Raw genomic sequence first — 18,563 nt, forward strand, 5'->3', positions numbered from 1 at the left:
TCTACTCTATACCCGTCATACTTCAAGTTACAGGTGTGTTGACTGCTTTCGTTCACCTCAGCCACTTACTATGTAAGCTCCTGAGGATTCGCTCAGTTATTATCTTCCTGCAACTCGAATTATGTAGAGTATAAGCTTAGTCCAGTCAGTTTTCAGTGCAGTATTGCTTTGAATATCTGACGGTTAAGCCCCCAATACTTATTACTGCTGCTTAGGACAGAACACCATGGCAACCAATGCAAAACCCGTATATCAGCGTATCCTGCTTAAACTTAGCGGCGAAGCCCTGCAAGGCGCAGAAGGTTTTGGTATCGACGCAAGCGTTTTGGATCGCATGGCTCAAGAAGTTAAAGAGCTGGTTGAATTGGGCATTCAGGTCGGTGTGGTCATTGGCGGTGGTAACTTATTCCGCGGTGCCGGTTTGGCACAGGCTGGGATGAACCGCGTAGTGGGCGACCACATGGGAATGCTGGCTACCGTAATGAACGGCCTGGCAATGCGAGATGCACTGCACCGTGCCTATGTGAACGCCCGTCTGATGTCTGCTATTCCACTTAACGGTGTGTGTGACAATTACAGTTGGGCTGAAGCAATCAGCTTGCTGCGTCATAACCGTGTGGTGATTTTTGCCGCAGGCACGGGTAATCCTTTCTTCACTACAGATTCTGCAGCGTGTCTGCGTGGTATTGAGATCGAAGCCGATGTCGTATTGAAGGCGACGAAAGTTGATGGCGTTTACTCCGCAGATCCGGTTAAAAACCCTGACGCAACACTGTACGAACAGCTAACCTATCAGGATGTTCTGGAGCGCGAGCTAAAAGTTATGGATCTGGCGGCCTTCACTTTGGCCCGTGATCATAATTTGCCAATTCGTGTTTTCAATATGAACAAACCTGGCGCTCTGCGTCGCGTGGTGATGGGTGAGAATGAAGGGACGTTGATCACTAAAGAAGTGACATCGATCGCTAAATAAGCGGCAGCCTGTATTATCAGGGGCATGCGGCTTTCAGATATGCCCCCAATGCCTGCAACTGTTGGTTTGTATATTCACCGGCTATACTCATGCTATGGCCTGCCAAGTAACCAGTTTCCAAGGGTTCACAACGTGATTAACGAAATTAGAAAAGATACTGAAGTGCGTATGGAAAAATGCTTTGAAGCTTTCCAAAACCATATCAGTAAGATCCGTACCGGTCGTGCTTCTCCAAGTATTCTTGATGGCATTCAGGTTGAGTATTATGGCACTGCTACGCCATTGCGCCAGTTGGCTAACATTGTGGTTGAAGACTCCCGTACTCTGGCATTGACCGTGTTTGACCGCAGCCTTAGCGCAGCAGTTGAGAAAGCGATCATGACCTCCGATTTAGGGCTGAATCCTTCTTCCGCGGGTACCGTTATTCGTGTTCCACTGCCAGCATTGACTGAAGAGCGCCGTAAAGACTTGATCAAAGTTGTTCGCGCAGAAGCAGAGCAGGGTCGTGTATCGATTCGTAACGTGCGCCGTGATGCTAACGAAAAAGTGAAAGCTTTGCTGAAAGATAAAGAGATCAGTGAAGACGAAGACCGCCGTTCTCAAGACGATGTACAAAAGCTGACCGATGCCTTCATCAAGAAAGTTGATGCTGCATTAGCGGCTAAAGAAGCCGAATTAATGGATTTCTAATCCTTGATTAGCAAAAATAGAGCGTCGCTTAGGTGGCGCTTTGTTTTTAGCAGGATCACTATTTTGCCGATTCAATATGCGCGCAGCGTAATGTGATATCGGCAGTAATACGCTATAAAATTGGGCCGAGGATAGTTATTAGACCGCCTGTTATTCAGGTCGGTTATGTTCTTGCCTATCATAAAAACAGTTATTCAGAGCACTCTCATGAAGCAACTGACTATTCTTGGTTCTACTGGCTCCATCGGTAACAGCACTTTGGGTGTTGTCCGCGCTAATCCCGAATTATTCAACGTTACTGCACTTGTGGCTGGTCGCAATGTCGAACAGATGGCAAAGCAATGTCTTGAGTTTTCTCCTCGCTATGCGGCGATGTCAGATGAAAGCTCGGCCAAAGCGTTGCGTCAGTTATTGGCTGAATATGGCTCGAAAACCGAAGTTTTTCATGGTGAAAAAGCAGCAGGTGAGTTGGCTGCTTTAGATGATGTCGATCAAGTCATGGCGGCTATTGTTGGTGTGGCCGGTTTGTCTTCTACCTTAGCGGCTATCCGTGCCGGTAAACAGGTATTACTGGCTAATAAAGAGTCACTGATTACCTGCGGCAAGCTTTTCATGGATGAAGTGAAACACAACCATGCCCAACTGTTGCCAATCGACAGCGAACATAATGCGATTTTTCAGAGTTTACCTGAGAAAATTCAGCGTAAACTAGGCTACTCTTCACTGAGTGAGAATGGCGTCTCGCGTATTATTTTAACTGGCTCTGGTGGCCCACTGCGTGAAATGCCTTTATCGCAATTTGCTGATGTCACACCGGATCAAGCTTGCGCTCACCCTAATTGGTCTATGGGGCGCAAAATTTCGGTCGACTCGGCGACGATGATGAACAAAGGGCTGGAGTATATCGAGGCGCGTTGGTTATTTAATGCCAGTGCAGAGCAGGTCGAAGTTATCCTGCATCCTCAGTCCGTCATTCACTCGATGGTGCGCTATCACGATGGTAGTGTACTGGCCCAAATGGGCACCCCAGACATGCGTACACCGATTGCACATGCCATGGCGTACCCAATGCGGGTGAATTCTGGTGTTGCACCACTCGATTTCTGCCAGATACGCGAACTGACGTTCGCTGCGCCGGATTATCAGCGCTATCCTTGCCTAAAACTGGCAATCGATGCCAGTAATGCGGGGCAGGCTGCTACGACGGCGCTGAATGCCGCGAACGAAATATCTGTTATGGCATTTTTAGATTCACGCATTCGTTTCACTGATATTGCAGTAGTCAATCGTATGGTTGTGGAGCATTTATCATTGGCTGAACCCGCAAGTGTGGATGAAGTGCTGGTGATTGATCGTAAAGCCCGTGATTCGGCAGCTCAAGCAATAGAAAAATTGAATAATTAAGCAGTATTGGCTGTTGTGGGAATTTGTTAGGGCAAGGCTGAGATGGTATAGTCTGCACCGTCAATGGATAGATAGACTGTTGATTAGTGGCCCAATAGGTATTTAAACCGTCTATTTTGGCTGTCACTTAAGAAGCCGTGACTTGGTACACGGCTTTTTTTGTGGGCTTACTGCCTAATGTTCGGGACGAACAATTGATTTATTGAGGAAATGAGTTCGCATTATGTCGTCTGTAAATGAAGATAGGGCTAACTTGTCCCTCCTGGTTCCACGCCATGTTGCTATCATTATGGATGGTAATGGTCGTTGGGCTAAAAATCGGGGTAAATTAAGGGTTTTCGGTCATAAAGCGGGAGTGAAGTCAGTTCGTCGTGCCGTAAGTTTTGCTGCCAATCATCATTTGGATGCGCTCACGCTTTATGCTTTCAGTAGTGAAAACTGGAATCGCCCTGCTCAGGAAGTTACCGCTCTGATGGAGCTTTTCGTTCGTGCGCTGGACAGTGAAGTAAAAAGTCTGCATAAACATAATGTTCGTTTATCTGTCATTGGTGATATCAGTCGATTTAGTGAACGTTTGCAACAACGGATCCGTCGCTCAGAAGCGTTAACTGCCAATAATGACGGTCTGAAACTCAACATTGCTGCCAATTATGGTGGCCGTTGGGATATTATTCAGGGTGTGCGCCAGTTAGCTGAACAAGTACAGCAAGGGGAATTGCAACCCACAGATATCTGTGAAGAATCGCTAAACTCGCATATCTGCCTGCATGAGCAATCTGAGGTGGATTTAGTGATCAGAACCGGTGGTGAACATCGCATCAGTAATTTCTTATTATGGCAAATTGCCTATGCAGAACTTTACTTTACTGATGTACTCTGGCCTGATTTTGATGAACATGTCTTTGAAGGTGCGCTGAATGCATTTGCACAACGCGAGCGTCGCTTCGGGGGAACTACACCTATTGATGCCACTGCATCCTAGGGGGAACTTTTGCTGAAGTATCGTCTCATAACTGCTTTGATTTTGATTCCGGTTGTTATTGGTGCCCTGTTCCTGCTTCCGCCGGTTGGTTTTGCTATTGTTACTCTCGTTGTCTGCATGCTTGCAGCTTGGGAGTGGGGGCAATTAGCCGGGTTTGCCAGTCGTTCTCAGCGTATTTGGTTAGCCATACTTTGTGGTTTTCTACTTGTTCTAATGCTGCTTAGCCTTCCTGCTTATCAGCATTCAGCTCATCTTCCACAAGTGAGCGTTCCTCTCTGGCTCTCTATGGGCTGGTGGGTCGCAGCATTGCTGTTGGTGCTTACCTACCCACGCTCTGCGGCGTTGTGGCGCGATTCACGTCTCTTACGTATAATTTTCGGCATTCTGACGATTGTGCCCTTCTTTTGGGGCATGGTGGCATTGCGTCAGTATGGCTATGAGCAGAACCACCATATCGGTGCCTGGTGGCTGCTGTATGTGATGCTTCTGGTGTGGGGGGCGGATTCTGGTGCTTACATGTTTGGTAAGTTGTTCGGTAAACATAAATTAGCGCCTAAAGTCTCACCAGGTAAAACGTGGGAAGGATTAATTGGCGGTTTACTGACATCAGCTCTGATATCATGGTTGTTCGGTCGTTACGCTCCGTTGGATATCATCCCGGAAATACTGTTAATCTGTTCCGTGGTTGCTGCATTGGCCTCGGTACTTGGCGATTTGACCGAAAGTATGTTTAAACGTGAAGCGGGAATCAAAGACAGTGGTCATCTGATTCCTGGTCATGGTGGGATACTGGATCGTATCGATAGCCTGACCGCAGCTGTGCCGGTATTTGCCTGCTTAATGCTGTTAGTGTTTTAATCCGTCACTGACGGGGAGTTTAGGGAATATGATGAGCATACTCTGGAGCCTGGCCGCGTTTATTATCGCACTGGGGATCTTAATTACAGTGCATGAGTTCGGCCACTTTTGGGTGGCGCGGCGCTGTGGTGTCCGTGTCGAACGCTTTTCGATTGGTTTTGGTAAAGCGCTGTGGCGCCGGACTGATCGCCAAGGTACCGAGTATGTTATCGCTCTTATCCCGCTGGGCGGCTATGTTAAGATGTTGGATGAACGCGTTGAGGCTGTTGCTCCTGAGCTTCGTCATCAATCTTTCAACAATAAAACCGTTTTACAACGCGCGGCAATCGTCAGCGCTGGCCCTATTGCTAACTTCCTTTTTGCTGTCATTGCTTACTGGCTAGTGTTTATCATTGGTGTGCCAAGTGTGCGCCCGGTAGTGGGTGATATTTCGCCACAATCCATTGCTGCACAAGCCAATATTTCACCGGGAATGGAACTTAAGTCAGTAGATGGTATCGAAACGCCTGACTGGGATTCTGTTCGTTTGGCCCTCGTCGGTAAAATTGGTGACAAGCAAACGCAGGTGGGTGTTGCGCCATTTGGTTCTGCCAATGTGGTGCAAAAGACACTGGATTTGCAACAATGGCAGTTTGAGCCTGATAAGCAAGATCCTGTGGTTGCGCTGGGTATTATTCCACGTGGCCCACAAATTGAATCCGTCTTGGCCGAAGTTCAAACCGGGTCTGCAGCACAAAAGGCAGGTTTACAAGCGGGGGATAGGATCGTTAAAGTTGGTGGTCAGCCACTGGACCGTTGGCAAACATTTGTTTTACAGGTTCGTGATAACCCCGGTAAGCCACTGGTGTTAGATATTGAAAGGGGTGGTACCCCCTTGTCTTTAACCTTGATACCAGATACAAAATCGGTTGGAGAAAACCGCAGTGAAGGTTTTGCGGGTGTAGTGCCGAAAGTTATACCGCTTCCGGATGAATATAGAACGATTCGCCAATATGGCCCGTTCACAGCACTCTACCAAGCTGGGGATAAAACCTGGCAGTTGATGCGGTTGACGGTAAACATGTTGGGTAAACTGATTACTGGTGATGTTAAACTGAATAACCTGAGTGGCCCGATATCTATTGCACAAGGCGCTGGGGTTTCGGCTGAGTACGGGTTGGTGTATTACCTGATGTTTTTGGCACTAATCAGTGTCAACTTGGGCATTATCAATTTGTTCCCGTTACCGGTATTAGATGGTGGACATCTGCTCTTCCTGGCGATAGAAAAGCTGAAGGGTGGGCCGGTTTCTGAGCGAGTACAGGACTTCAGTTATCGCATCGGCTCGATTTTGCTGGTGTTATTAATGGGGCTTGCACTTTTCAATGATTTCTCCCGTCTTTAACGGCTGGAGATAGGTTAGGAAGAACGCATAACAACGATGGCGATGAAAAAGTTGCTCATAGCGTCGCTGCTGTTTGGCAGCGCCACCGTATACGGTGCAGACGGGTTCGTAGTGAAAGATATTCATTTCGAAGGCCTGCAACGGGTCGCCGTCGGTGCGGCGTTACTTAATATGCCGGTTCGCGTAGGCGATACCGTCAGTGATGATGACATCGGTAAAACTATCCGTGCGTTGTTTGCTACAGGCAACTTCGAGGACGTTCGTGTCCTGCGCGATGGTGATACGCTGATTGTTCAAGTCAAAGAACGCCCAACGATTGCCAGCATCACTTTCTCCGGTAATAAAGCGGTGAAAGATGACATGCTTAAGCAGAATCTGGAAGCCTCTGGCGTCCGGGTTGGCGAAGCCCTGGACCGTACCACTATATCCAGCATTGAAAAAGGACTCGAAGATTTCTACTACAGTGTCGGTAAATACAGCGCTTCAGTGAAAGCTGTTGTTACACCACTGCCACGTAATCGCGTCGATCTCAAACTGGTCTTTACCGAAGGTGTCTCTGCAAAAATTCAGCAGATCAACATCGTAGGTAACCACAGTTTCACAACTGATGAACTTATCTCACGCTTCCAATTGCGTGATGAAGTGCCATGGTGGAACGTGGTTGGCGATCGTAAATATCAGAAGCAGAAGCTAGCCGGTGACCTCGAAATCTTGCGCAGCTTCTACTTAGATCGCGGTTATGCCCGATTTAACATCGATTCTACTCAGGTGAGTTTGACGCCAGATAAAAAAGGCATCTACATCACCATCAACATTACCGAAGGCGATCAATACAAGCTTAATAGCGTTGTTGTGAGCGGTAATCTTGCTGGGCATCAATCTGACGCGGATAAGCTGGTCGCGATTGAGCCGGGTGAATTGTATAACGGCAGTAAAGTCACACGCATGGAAGAAGGCATCAAAAAGATGTTGGGCCGTTATGGCTATGCCTATCCACGTGTGGTTTCTCAACCAGAAATTAACGATGCTGATAAAACAGTCAAACTGCATATCAATGTAGATGCGGGTAACCGTTTCTATGTACGCAATGTTCGTTTCGAAGGTAATGACACCAGTAAAGATTCCGTATTGCGCCGTGAAATGCGCCAGATGGAAGGTGCATGGTTGGGTAATGATCAGGTTGAAGCGGGCAAAGAACGTTTGAACCGTTTGGGCTATTTCGAAACAGTTGATGTTGAAACTCAGCGTGTTCCAGGAACTGCCGATCAGGTCGATGTCACTTACAAAGTCAAAGAACGCAATACCGGTAGTCTAAACTTTGGTATCGGTTACGGTACTGAAAGTGGTGTTAGCTTCCAGGTTGGGGTTCAGCAAGACAACTGGTTGGGTACTGGTAATACCGTAGGTATTAATGGTACGAAGAACGACTATCAGACTTATGCTGAGTTTACCTTAACTGACCCTTACTTCACTGTAGATGGTGTAAGTCTGGGTGGGCGTATCTTCTATAATGACTTTAAAGCAGATAACGCAGACCTGTCGGGCTATACCAACAGCAGTTACGGTGTTGACGGTACTTTAGGCTTCCCAATCAATGAGAATAACTCATTGCGTGTTGGTTTAGGTTACGTCCATAACGATTTGTCTGACATGGAACCACAAGTTGCGATGTGGCGATATCTTGACTCTGTTGGTCAAGATCCTAATCTGACTGATCGTGCCAGCTTCACGGCGGATGACTTCACACTGAATCTGGGTTGGACTTATAACAACCTTGACCGTGGTTTCTTCCCAACTTCAGGGGTGAAATCATCTGTTAACACCAAAGTGACGGTGCCTGGTTCTGATAACGAGTTCTATAAAATCACTTTCGATACATCTGCTTACCAGCCGTTAGATGAAGATCATTCATGGGTGCTCTTAGGCCGTGGTCGCTTGGGTTATGGTGACGGCATCGGTTCGAAAGAGATGCCATTCTATGAGAACTTCTATGCCGGTGGTTCCAGTACTGTCCGTGGTTTCCGATCAAACAATATCGGTCCTAAAGCGGCATACTATAATGCTAATGGGACCATCAGAGACTCTACAGATGCTGTCGGTGGTAACGCGATGGCGGTGGCCAGTTTAGAACTGATTACACCGACACCGTTTATCAGTGAAAAATACTCAAACTCTGTGCGGACCTCCTTCTTCATTGACTCAGGTACGGTATGGGATACTAATTGGGAAAACACAGCAGCAACACGGGCTGCGGGTATTCCTGATTACAGTACAGCGAGTAATATTCGTGTGTCTGCCGGTGTGTCATTACAATGGATGTCGCCATTGGGTCCATTAGTGTTCTCATATGCTAAACCGGTTAAAGATTACGAAGGTGATAAGTCAGAGCAATTCCAGTTTAACATTGGTAAGACTTGGTAATTGATTGGCAAAGTAGTTCTGAATTTTAAAGACAGCACTGGTAGTTGAAATAACCTAAGGTAGCGCTAATGAGTTTGGCGCTATTTTAGGCATTATTCAGTATTAAGTGCACTTCAAGGTGTCTCTGACACAAACGGGTAATGGTAAGGAGTTTATAGTGAAAAAGTGGTTGTGTGCCGCAGGTCTTGGTTTAGCATTGGCAGCTTCTGCCAGCGTTCAAGCCGCTGACAAGATTGCTATTGTTAACGTTTCCAGCATTTTCCAACAATTACCTGCGCGTGAAACCGTAGCTAAGCAATTGGAGAATGAATTCAAAGGCCGAGCAACCGAACTGCAAGGAATGGAGCGCGACCTGCAAACTAAAATGCAGAAGCTGCAACGTGACGGCTCTACCATGAAAGCCAGTGATCGTACCAAGCTGGAAAGCGACGTAATGAAACAGCGTGAAACTTTCTCTACTAAAGCCCAGGCTTTTGAGCAAGACAATCGCCGTCGTCAGATGGAAGAGCGTAACAAAATTCTGAGCCGTATTCAGGATGCTGTTAAATCTGTTGCTAGCAAAGGCGGTTATGATGTGGTGATTGATGCAAATGCTGTTGCATATGCAGACTCTTCTAAAGACATCACTGCTGACGTGCTGAAACAGGTTAAATAAAACATGCCTTCAATTCGACTGGCTGATTTAGCCCAGCAGTTGGATGCACAGGTGTACGGTGATGGCGAGCTCGTCATCACCGGCATCGCTTCTATGCATTCTGCCGAGCCTTCACAAATCACGTTTTTGTCAAACAGCCGCTATCAAGAACAACTTGCTACTTGTAATGCTGGTGCGGTGGTGTTGACTGAAGCTGATTTACCTTTCTGTAAATCTGCGGCTTTAGTGGTTAAAAATCCTTATTTAACCTATGCACGTATGGCTCAGATAATGGATACCACGCCTCAACCGGCTCAGGATATTGCGCCGAGCGCGGTTATCTCTTCGCAGGCAACGTTGGGCGAGGGGGTTTCTATTGGTGCAAATGCAGTAATAGAGTCCGGCGTTATGCTCGGCGATAACGTAGTTATCGGTGCTGGCTGCTTTATTGGTAAGAACACTCACATTGGTGCAGGTAGCCGTTTGTGGGCCAATGTTTCCGTTTATCATGAAATTGTTATTGGGCAAAATTGTCTGATTCAATCCGGTACGGTCATTGGTGCAGATGGTTTTGGTTATGCAAATGATCGCGGCAACTGGATAAAAATTCCACAGCTCGGTTCGGTGCATATTGGTGACCGTGTTGAGATTGGTGCTTGTACAACGATTGACCGTGGTGCACTAGATAATACTATTATTGGTAATGGTGTCATCATTGATAACCAATGTCAGATTGCACATAACGTTGTGATTGGCGACAATACCGCAGTTGCGGGTGGTGTTATCATGGCTGGCAGTCTGAAAGTTGGCCGCTATTGTATGATAGGCGGCGCGAGTGTGATCAATGGTCATATGGAGATTTGTGACAAAGTCACAATCACTGGAATGGGAATGGTGATGCGTCCAATCACTGAACCTGGGTTATACTCCTCCGGCATTCCGTTACAACCGAATAAAGTTTGGCGCAAGACCGCTGCTTTAGTGATGAATATTGATGGGATTAATAAACGCTTAAAAGCTATTGAGCGTAAAATCGATAAAGAATAGTCACTCAAGACCGACACTCTGAGTCAATAATTAAGCTTACTGGCAGTTGATGCCAAAGTAGATACTTAAAGAAATTGCTGTTGCAGCCTGGCAAAGCAAAGAATCTTGATGAACTTACGCAGTCGAGCGAGTCAGATAAATATGCGCAGTTAACGCCGTTGTAGCTTCAAGTTCTAAGGGTATACAGAGTTCCTAATTTGCGGCCTGCCTAATGCCTCCCTTTTGGGGCAGTGCAGGCCGTGTTGTTGATAGCATTAGTTTTTTAGACAGGAAGAGTATTTTGACTACTGACACTCATACTCTGCATATTGAAGAGATTTTGGATCTACTCCCGCACCGTTTTCCGTTCTTGCTGGTAGATCGTGTCCTTGATTTCGAGGAAGGTAAATTTCTGCGTGCAGTGAAGAACGTCTCTTTCAACGAGCCATTTTTCCAAGGCCATTTCCCAGGTAAGCCTATCTTCCCTGGTGTGTTGATTTTAGAAGCGATGGCGCAGGCTACCGGTATTCTGGCATTTAAAAGCCGTGGTAAACTTGAGCCGGGCGAACTTTATTATTTTGCTGGCATTGATGAAGCTCGCTTCAAACGTCCGGTAGTACCTGGTGATCAAATGATCATGGAAGTTCAGTTCGTTAAAGAACGCCGTGGTCTGACCCGTTTTACCGGTGTTGCGAAAGTCGATGGTGAAATTGTCTGTACTGCCACGATGATGTGTGCCCGTAGCAAACCAGCAACCCCGCCAGCAGAAGCTGTTGCTGCTAAATCTGTTGTTGCAGAACCAGCCGTTAAGGAGTCCTGATACGTGATTGACAAAACCGCCATTATCCATCCAAGTTCTATCGTCGAAGAAGGTGCCATTATTGGTGCCGGCGTTCGTATTGGCCCCTTCTGCTTTGTCGGATCTCAGGTGGAAATTGGCGCTGGCACGGAACTGAAATCCCATGTCGTCGTTAATGGTATAACCAAGATCGGCTGCGATAATCAGATTTATCAATTTGCCTCTATTGGCGAGGCGAATCAGGATCTGAAATATGCAGGCGAGCCTACTCGCGTTGAGATCGGTTCACGTAACCGTATTCGTGAAAGTGTTTCTATCCACCGTGGTACGGTTCAAGGTGGTGGATTAACTAAAGTAGGTAGCGACAATTTACTGATGATTAATGCCCATATCGCCCATGACTGTATCATTGGTGATCGTTGCATTCTTGCGAACAATGCAACTTTGGGTGGTCATGTGGAAATTGACGACTATGCCATTATTGGCGGTATGACTGCTATCCATCAATTCTGCGTGATTGGTGCGCATGTGATGGTAGGCGGTTGTTCAGGGGTTGCTCAGGATGTGCCTCCTTATGTCATTGCTCAGGGTAATCATGCAACACCATTTGGTATCAATATTGAAGGGTTAAAGCGTCGCGGTTTTGACAAAGAATCACTTCATGCGATCCGTAATGCTTACAAGTTGTTGTACCGCAGTGGTCGGACGCTGGATGAAGTGAAACCAGAAATTGCCGAATTGGCGGAGCAAGCTCCGGCGGTTAAGGCATTCAGTGATTTCTTTGCGCGCTCTACTCGCGGTATTATTCGCTAACTTATGCAAAATAGCCCATTAGCTGTTGATTGTCCGTCGTATGCCGGGCGTCCTTTAACTATCGGTTTAGTGGCCGGAGAAACTTCCGGCGACATCTTAGGCGCTGGATTAATTCGTGCGCTGAAAGCTCAGGTACCCGATGCCCGCTTTGTTGGTGTTGCTGGGCCGCTGATGCAAGCTGAGGGATGTGAAGCCTGGTACGAGATGGAAGAGTTGGCAGTGATGGGCGTTGTTGAAGTATTAGAACGCCTGCCACGGTTGCTCAAGATCCGCAAAGATCTGACCCAACGCTTTAGTGAACTCTCCCCGGATGTTTTCGTGGGTATCGATGCACCTGATTTCAATATCACCCTTGAAGGGCGTTTGAAGCAGCGCGGCATCCGAACTATTCATTATGTCAGCCCATCTGTTTGGGCCTGGCGACAAAAACGTGTTTTCAAAATTGGTAAAGCGACCGATATGGTGCTGGCTTTTCTTCCTTTTGAAAAAGCGTTTTACGATCGTTTTAATGTTCCATGCCGCTTTATTGGCCATACCATGGCCGATGCCATGCCCTTAATACCAGATAAGCAAGCGGCAAGAGCAGAATTGGGGCTTGCGCTACAGGCGCCATGTCTGGCCCTGTTGCCGGGTAGTCGCCATTCAGAAGTAGAAATGCTCAGTGCCGACTTTCTGCGTACCGCTGTTATCTTGAGGCAACAACTGCCTGAACTGGAAGTGCTGGTTCCATTGGTTAACAGCAAGCGCCGTGAGCAGTTTGAGCGAATCAAAGCTGAAGTTGCCCCTGACTTACCCGTTCATTTATTAGATGGCAATGCCCGTGTGGCGATGATTGCCAGCGATGCTACCTTGCTGGCCTCCGGTACTGCTGCGTTGGAATGTATGTTAGCGAAATGCCCAATGGTGGTCGGTTACCGTATGAAACCTTTCACTTTCTGGCTGGCAGAACGATTAGTCAAAACCCCTTATGTTTCATTACCGAATCTGTTGGCAGGCGAAGAGCTGGTGACAGAATTGTTGCAGCAAGAGTGCCAACCACAAAAATTAGCCGATGCGTTGTTACCGCTGTTGCAAGGTGGCGATGCAGTTGAGGCGTTAAAAGAACGTTTCCTGATTTTGCATCAGAGCATCCGTTGTGGCGCAGATAAACAGGCAGCACAAGCGGTATTGGAGTTAGCAGGTCGATGATGGATATTTTTATATACCCGCAGGCGAATTTGATTGCCGGTGTGGATGAAGTCGGCCGTGGCCCATTAGTGGGCGCGGTTGTTACTGCGGCGGTTATTCTCGATCCAAAACGGCCAATTGTCGGTCTGGCGGACTCGAAAAAACTGAGTGAAAAGCGCCGTTTGTCACTTTATGACGAAATTACTGATAAGGCACTGTCATGGAGCCTTGGTCGCGCTGAGCCAGAAGAGATTGATCACCTAAATATATTGCATGCAACAATGCTGGCAATGCAAAGAGCGGTAGCCGGATTGCATATCGTACCCGATTATGTGCTGATTGATGGTAACCGTTGCCCAAAACTGGCAATGCCTTCGCTGGCCGTCGTAAAAGGGGACAGCCGAGTCGCGGAGATCAGTGCCGCATCTATTCTGGCTAAAGTGACCCGTGATCGTGAAATGACTGAACTGGATCTCATTTTCCCCGAATATGGTTTTGCGCAGCACAAAGGGTATCCAACTGCTCTCCATCTAGAGAGATTGGTGGCTTTAGGGGCGACAGAACACCATCGGCGTAGCTTTGGCCCGGTTAAGCGTGTTCTCGGCTTGGCGTAAGCAGCATAGTACCCTCATGACATACATACCCAAAATACTTAGTGTTGCAGGTAGGCTGCAAACGAATAAATACCGATGAGTGCAAGACGGTAAGTGATTCGGATGACTGAGTGCGGCTAACATTGCTGCAACGTTAAGTAGCACGGGTATAGAGATATGATGCCTCGGTTATAAACTACCGGGGATATGATTCAATCCACTAATTTCTGGTGTCTGGATATGGTCGAACCTCGTTTTGTCCACCTGCGTGTTCACAGCGATTATTCCATGATCGATGGATTAGCCAAGATTGGACCCTTGGTGAAGAGAGCTGCTGCGTTAGGTATGCCCGCTCTGGCCATTACTGACTTTACTAACCTTTGTGGTTTGGTGAAATTCTACGGTAGCGCCCACGGTGCTGGGATTAAACCCATCATTGGCGCAGATTTCTACGTGCAAAGTGAAATCTTGGGTGATGAGTTGGCTCACCTCACCGTGTTGGCACGCAATAATGAAGGTTACCAAAACCTCACCTTATTGATCTCCGAAGCTTACCAGCGTGGTTATGGCGCTGCTGGCCCGATCATTGATCGCGATTGGCTTATCAAGCATAAAGAAGGGTTGATTCTGCTATCCGGTGGCCGGATGGGGGATGTCGGCAAGTTTATGCTGCGCGGTAATCAGGCTCAGGTTGACCAGTGCCTTGAATTTTATCAAGAGCACTTCCCTGGCAGTTACTATTTGGAGCTAATCCGTACCGGTCGGCCAGATGAAGAGAACTATCTTCATGCGGCAGTCACTTTAGCGACTGAGCGCGGATTACCCGTTGTTGCGACCAATGATGTGCGTTTTATCGCTGAGTCTGACTTTGACGCTCATGAGATCCGCGTTGCTATTCACGATGGATTTACATTGGTCGATCCTAAGCGGCCTAAAAATTATAGCCCGCAACAGTTTATGCGCGATGAAGAACAGATGTGTGAGCTGTTTGCGGATATTCCTGAAGCGTTGATCAATAGTGTTGAAATAGCCAAACGTTGTAACGTTACCATCCGCCTTGGAGAATATTTTTTACCGCAGTTCCCTACCGGTGAGATGAGCACGGAAGATTTTCTGGTAGAAAAATCTAAGCAAGGTTTGGAGGAACGCCTGGAGTTTCTCTTCCCCGATCCTGAAGTACGGGTGCAAAAACGGCCAGAATATGACGAGCGGCTCGATATTGAGCTGAAAGTTATCAACCAGATGGGTTTCCCTGGTTACTTCTTGATAGTAATGGAGTTTATCCAGTGGTCGAAAGATAATGGTGTTCCGGTAGGGCCAGGGCGAGGCTCAGGTGCGGGTTCTCTGGTGGCTTATGCGCTGAAAATTACCGATCTGGATCCGCTGGAATTTGACCTGCTGTTCGAACGTTTCCTTAACCCCGAACGTGTATCAATGCCTGACTTCGACGTTGACTTCTGTATGGAGAAACGCGATCTGGTGATTGAACATGTGGCCGAAATGTATGGCCGCGATGCTGTTTCTCAGATTATTACCTTCGGTACTATGGCTGCCAAAGCGGTTATCCGCGATGTGGGCCGCGTTTTGGGCCACCCTTATGGCTTTGTTGACCGAATCTCAAAATTGGTACCGCCTGATCCAGGAATGACGCTGGAAAAGGCGTTTGCCGCTGAGCCGCAACTGCCTGAAATTTATGAGGCAGATGAAGAGGTTAGGGCGCTGATTGATATGGCGCGTAAGCTGGAAGGGGTAACGCGTAACGCTGGGAAACACGCCGGTGGGGTGGTTATCGCGCCGACCAAAATTACTGATTTTGCGCCGCTCTATTGTGATGCGGAAGGCAAAAACCCGGTTACTCAGTTCGATAAAAATGATGTGGAATATGCCGGTCTGGTGAAGTTTGACTTCCTCGGTTTGCGTACGCTAACTATCATTAATTGGGCGCTGGAGATGATCAATGCCAAGCGCGCCAAAACTGGGCTAGAACCGATAGATATCGCCTCTATTCCGCTGGAAGATAAGAAAAGCTTCGATATGCTGCAACGTTCGGAAACGACGGCAGTATTCCAGCTCGAATCCAGAGGAATGAAGGATTTGATCAAGCGGCTGAAGCCTGACTGCTTCGAGGATATGATAGCATTGGTGGCATTATTCCGCCCCGGTCCGCTGCAATCAGGGATGGTAGATAACTTTATTGACCGTAAACATGGCCGTGAAGCACTGTCTTACCCTGATATCGAATGGCAACATGAGTCCCTGAAACCGGTACTGGAGCCGACTTACGGCATCATCCTGTATCAGGAACAGGTGATGCAGATTGCGCAGGTTCTGTCTGGTTACTCCCTTGGCGGCGCGGATATGTTGCGCCGCGCTATGGGTAAGAAAAACCCGGCAGAGATGGCTAAACAGCGCTCGGTATTCGAAGATGGTGCAAAAAATCAGGGCGTTGACGGTGAATTGGCAATTAAAATCTTTGACCTGGTAGAGAAGTTTGCCGGTTATGGTTTTAACAAATCTCACTCCGCCGCTTATGCTTTGGTGTCTTACCAGACATTGTGGTTAAAAGCACACTATCCGGCTGAATTTATGGCTGCGGTAATGACCGCCGATATGGATAACACCGATAAAGTCGTTGGTCTGGTTGATGAATGCTGGCGTATGGGGCTGAAAATTCTGCCGCCGGAAATTAACAGTGGCCTGTATCATTTCCATGTAAATGATGAAGGCGAAATTGTTTACGGGATTGGTGCCATCAAGGGCGTTGGTGAAGCGCCGATTGAGGCGATTCTGGAGGCGCGTAAAGAGGGCGGCCACTTCAAAGATTTGTTTGATTTATGTGCGCGCGTCGATACGAAAAAACTGAACCGGCGGATCTTAGAAAAGTTGATCATGTCGGGTGCTTTTGACCGTTTGGGGCCGCACCGTGCCGCGTTAATGAGTTCATTAGGCGAAGCGTTGAAAGCCGCAGACCAACATGCGAAGGCTGAGGCCATCGGTCAGGCAGATATGTTTGGCGTATTGGCTGATGCACCTGAGCAGGTTGAGCAATCTTATGCTAATGTGCCGCCGTGGCAGGAACAAATTGTTTTAGACGGTGAGCGGGAAACGCTGGGGTTATACCTAACCGGCCACCCGATTACCCAATATCTAAAGGAAATAGAACGTTATGCCGGCGGGCAGCGTTTGAAAGATATGCATCCGACGGATCGGGGCAAAATGACCACTGCGGTAGGGCTGGTAATCGCTGCAAGGGTTATGGTAACAAAACGCGGGAATCGCATTGGTATTTGTACTTTGGATGACCGCTCCGGGCGTCTGGAGGTGATGCTATTCACCGATGCATTGGAAAAATATCAGCATTTATTGGAAAAAGACCGTATCCTGATAGCTACTGGACAGGTCAGCTTTGATGACTTTAGTGGCGGGCTTAAAATGACCGCCCGTGAGTTAATGGACATCAGTGAAGCTCGTGAAAAATATGCCCGTGGGCTTGCTATATCGCTGACCGACAGGCAAATTGATGACCAGCTTTTGAACCGTCTCCGTCAGTCGTTGGAACCCCATCGAGCGGGGACGATCCCAGTGCATCTTTATTACCAACGGGAAGATGCTCGCGCCCGGCTGCGGTTTGGAGCCACATGGCGCGTGACGCCCACCGATCGCTTATTGATAGATTTGCGAACGCTGGTAGGTAATGAACAGGTGGAACTGGAATTTGACTAAAATAGGAATGCTATGAGTCTGAATTTTCTTGATTTTGAACAGCCGATTGCAGAGCTGGAAGCGAAAATTGACTCGCTGACTGCAGTCAGCCGTCAAGACGAAAAATTAGATATTAATCTGGATGAAGAGGTCCAGCGTCTGCGAGAGAAAAGTCTTGAGCTGACGCGTAAAATTTTCTCGGACCTTGGCGCATGGCAGATTGCCCAACTGGCACGCCACCCTCGTCGTCCTTATACCCTGGATTATATCGCTAATATCTTTACTGATTTCGAAGAACTGGCGGGTGATCGCGCATATGCCGACGACAAAGCTATTGTCGGTGGTATTGCTCGTCTGGAAGGTCGCCCGGTGATGATCATTGGTCATCAAAAAGGCCGCGAAACCAAAGAGAAAATTCGTCGTAACTTTGGTATGCCGGCACCAGAAGGTTATCGTAAGGCACTGCGTCTGATGGAGATGGCTGAGCGCTTTAAGCTGCCAATCATTACTTTCATTGATACACCTGGGGCGTATCCCGGTGTTGGTGCAGAAGAGCGTGGCCAGTCTGAAGCCATCGCACGTAACCTGCGCGAGATGTCACGTCTGAATGTACCTATTGTTTGTACCGTCATTGGTGAAGGTGGTTCAGGCGGTGCATTAGCCATTGGTGTTGGCGATAAAGTGAATATGCTGCAATACAGCACCTATTCCGTTATCTCCCCAGAGGGTTGCGCTTCTATTCTGTGGAAAAGTGCCGATAAAGCACCATTAGCCGCAGAAGCTATGGGTATCACGGCTCATCGTCTGAAAGAATTAAAGATGATTGACTCGGTTATCCCTGAACCTTTAGGCGGCGCACACCGTGATTACATCGCTATTGCTGCTTCTTTGAAGGCGCAATTGTTGGCTGATCTTAGTGATCTGGATGTTTTGAATGACGAAGAGTTATTGAATCGTCGTTATCAGCGTCTGATGAATTACGGCTATTGCTGATTAAGCATATCCGGTTTATCGGGTATCGCAGAGAAATATTGAAATCCGGCTCATATATTATGGGCCGGATTTTTTTGCTTATAGACTCTGAGTAATAATATCTAACCCCATAATAATTTTGGCA

General features: G+C 47.7%; 15 protein-coding genes. All 15 read left to right on the forward strand.

All coding sequences use genetic code 11. From position 1 onward, the window contains the following. Window positions 1–226: 226 nt before the first annotated feature. The 15 genes from pyrH (at window position 227) to accA (ending at window position 18,439) form a co-directional block, all read left to right on the forward strand. Window positions 227–973, forward strand: a complete 747-nt coding sequence (gene pyrH, locus EL015_RS04650; protein ID WP_005185746.1) for a UMP kinase — start codon at window positions 227–229, stop codon at window positions 971–973. Window positions 974–1,105: 132 nt separating this feature from the next. Continuing rightward, on the forward strand, window positions 1,106–1,663 hold the full coding sequence (gene frr, locus EL015_RS04655) for a ribosome recycling factor (protein WP_005185728.1): 558 nt from the start codon (window positions 1,106–1,108) through the stop codon (window positions 1,661–1,663). 207 nt (window positions 1,664–1,870) lie between these two features. Further along, window positions 1,871–3,067: a 1-deoxy-D-xylulose-5-phosphate reductoisomerase gene (gene ispC / locus EL015_RS04660; RefSeq protein ID WP_005185725.1), complete on the forward strand. Its 1,197-nt coding sequence runs from the start codon at window positions 1,871–1,873 to the stop codon at window positions 3,065–3,067. A 223-nt stretch (window positions 3,068–3,290) separates the two neighbouring features. Continuing rightward, window positions 3,291–4,049, forward strand: a complete 759-nt coding sequence (gene ispU, locus EL015_RS04665; protein WP_032906507.1) for a (2E,6E)-farnesyl-diphosphate-specific ditrans,polycis-undecaprenyl-diphosphate synthase — start codon at window positions 3,291–3,293, stop codon at window positions 4,047–4,049. Window positions 4,050–4,058: 9 nt separating this feature from the next. Next, on the forward strand, window positions 4,059–4,907 hold the full coding sequence (cdsA, locus tag EL015_RS04670) for a phosphatidate cytidylyltransferase (protein WP_032906506.1): 849 nt from the start codon (window positions 4,059–4,061) through the stop codon (window positions 4,905–4,907). A 28-nt stretch (window positions 4,908–4,935) separates the two neighbouring features. Beyond that, the gene (gene rseP / locus EL015_RS04675; RefSeq protein ID WP_005185714.1) at window positions 4,936–6,291 is read left to right on the forward strand and encodes a sigma E protease regulator RseP; all 1,356 of its coding nucleotides are present in this window, start codon (window positions 4,936–4,938) and stop codon (window positions 6,289–6,291) included. Between the two features lie 36 nt (window positions 6,292–6,327). Further along, a complete protein-coding gene (bamA, locus tag EL015_RS04680) occupies window positions 6,328–8,712 on the forward strand; it encodes an outer membrane protein assembly factor BamA (RefSeq protein ID WP_005185712.1) in 2,385 nt (794 codons plus the stop codon). Window positions 8,713–8,869: 157 nt separating this feature from the next. Beyond that, on the forward strand, window positions 8,870–9,367 hold the full coding sequence (gene skp, locus EL015_RS04685) for a molecular chaperone Skp (RefSeq protein WP_032906505.1): 498 nt from the start codon (window positions 8,870–8,872) through the stop codon (window positions 9,365–9,367). 3 nt (window positions 9,368–9,370) lie between these two features. Then, window positions 9,371–10,393: a UDP-3-O-(3-hydroxymyristoyl)glucosamine N-acyltransferase gene (lpxD, locus tag EL015_RS04690; protein ID WP_005185708.1), complete on the forward strand. Its 1,023-nt coding sequence runs from the start codon at window positions 9,371–9,373 to the stop codon at window positions 10,391–10,393. 280 nt (window positions 10,394–10,673) lie between these two features. Then, window positions 10,674–11,192, forward strand: a complete 519-nt coding sequence (gene fabZ, locus EL015_RS04695) for a 3-hydroxyacyl-ACP dehydratase FabZ (RefSeq protein ID WP_032906549.1) — start codon at window positions 10,674–10,676, stop codon at window positions 11,190–11,192. Between the two features lie 3 nt (window positions 11,193–11,195). After that, window positions 11,196–11,984: an acyl-ACP--UDP-N-acetylglucosamine O-acyltransferase gene (gene lpxA, locus EL015_RS04700; protein WP_005185694.1), complete on the forward strand. Its 789-nt coding sequence runs from the start codon at window positions 11,196–11,198 to the stop codon at window positions 11,982–11,984. A 3-nt stretch (window positions 11,985–11,987) separates the two neighbouring features. Then, a complete protein-coding gene (gene lpxB, locus EL015_RS04705; RefSeq protein WP_005185692.1) occupies window positions 11,988–13,172 on the forward strand; it encodes a lipid-A-disaccharide synthase in 1,185 nt (394 codons plus the stop codon). Then, window positions 13,169–13,765 (forward strand): ribonuclease HII, encoded by a 597-nt coding sequence (gene rnhB / locus EL015_RS04710; protein ID WP_032906503.1) that lies wholly within the window; start codon window positions 13,169–13,171, stop codon window positions 13,763–13,765. Before lpxB ends, rnhB begins: the two co-directional genes overlap by 4 nt. Window positions 13,766–13,984: 219 nt before the next feature. Then, a complete protein-coding gene (dnaE, locus tag EL015_RS04715) occupies window positions 13,985–17,467 on the forward strand; it encodes a DNA polymerase III subunit alpha (protein ID WP_032906502.1) in 3,483 nt (1,160 codons plus the stop codon). 12 nt (window positions 17,468–17,479) lie between these two features. Beyond that, entirely contained in the window at window positions 17,480–18,439 is a 960-nt protein-coding gene (gene accA / locus EL015_RS04720; RefSeq protein ID WP_005185685.1) for an acetyl-CoA carboxylase carboxyl transferase subunit alpha, read from the forward strand. Window positions 18,440–18,563: the final 124 nt, after the last annotated feature.

This window comes from Yersinia intermedia, assembly GCF_900635455.1.
Lineage (GTDB): Bacteria > Pseudomonadota > Gammaproteobacteria > Enterobacterales > Enterobacteriaceae > Yersinia > Yersinia intermedia.

Excerpts from the sequence above, each read along its gene's own strand:
- pyrH (WP_005185746.1), top strand. The coding sequence starts at position 227 with ATGGCAACCAATGCAAAACCCGTATATCAGCGTATCCTGCTTAAACTT.
- ispU (WP_032906507.1), top strand. The coding sequence starts at position 3,291 with ATGTCGTCTGTAAATGAAGATAGGGCTAACTTGTCCCTCCTGGTTCCA.
- bamA (WP_005185712.1), top strand. The coding sequence starts at position 6,328 with ATGGCGATGAAAAAGTTGCTCATAGCGTCGCTGCTGTTTGGCAGCGCC.
- lpxD (WP_005185708.1), top strand. The coding sequence starts at position 9,371 with ATGCCTTCAATTCGACTGGCTGATTTAGCCCAGCAGTTGGATGCACAG.
- ispC (WP_005185725.1), top strand. The coding sequence starts at position 1,871 with ATGAAGCAACTGACTATTCTTGGTTCTACTGGCTCCATCGGTAACAGC.
- rseP (WP_005185714.1), top strand. The coding sequence starts at position 4,936 with ATGATGAGCATACTCTGGAGCCTGGCCGCGTTTATTATCGCACTGGGG.
- lpxB (WP_005185692.1), top strand. The coding sequence starts at position 11,988 with ATGCAAAATAGCCCATTAGCTGTTGATTGTCCGTCGTATGCCGGGCGT.
- accA (WP_005185685.1), top strand. The coding sequence starts at position 17,480 with ATGAGTCTGAATTTTCTTGATTTTGAACAGCCGATTGCAGAGCTGGAA.
- rnhB (WP_032906503.1), top strand. The coding sequence starts at position 13,169 with ATGATGGATATTTTTATATACCCGCAGGCGAATTTGATTGCCGGTGTG.
- dnaE (WP_032906502.1), top strand. The coding sequence starts at position 13,985 with ATGGTCGAACCTCGTTTTGTCCACCTGCGTGTTCACAGCGATTATTCC.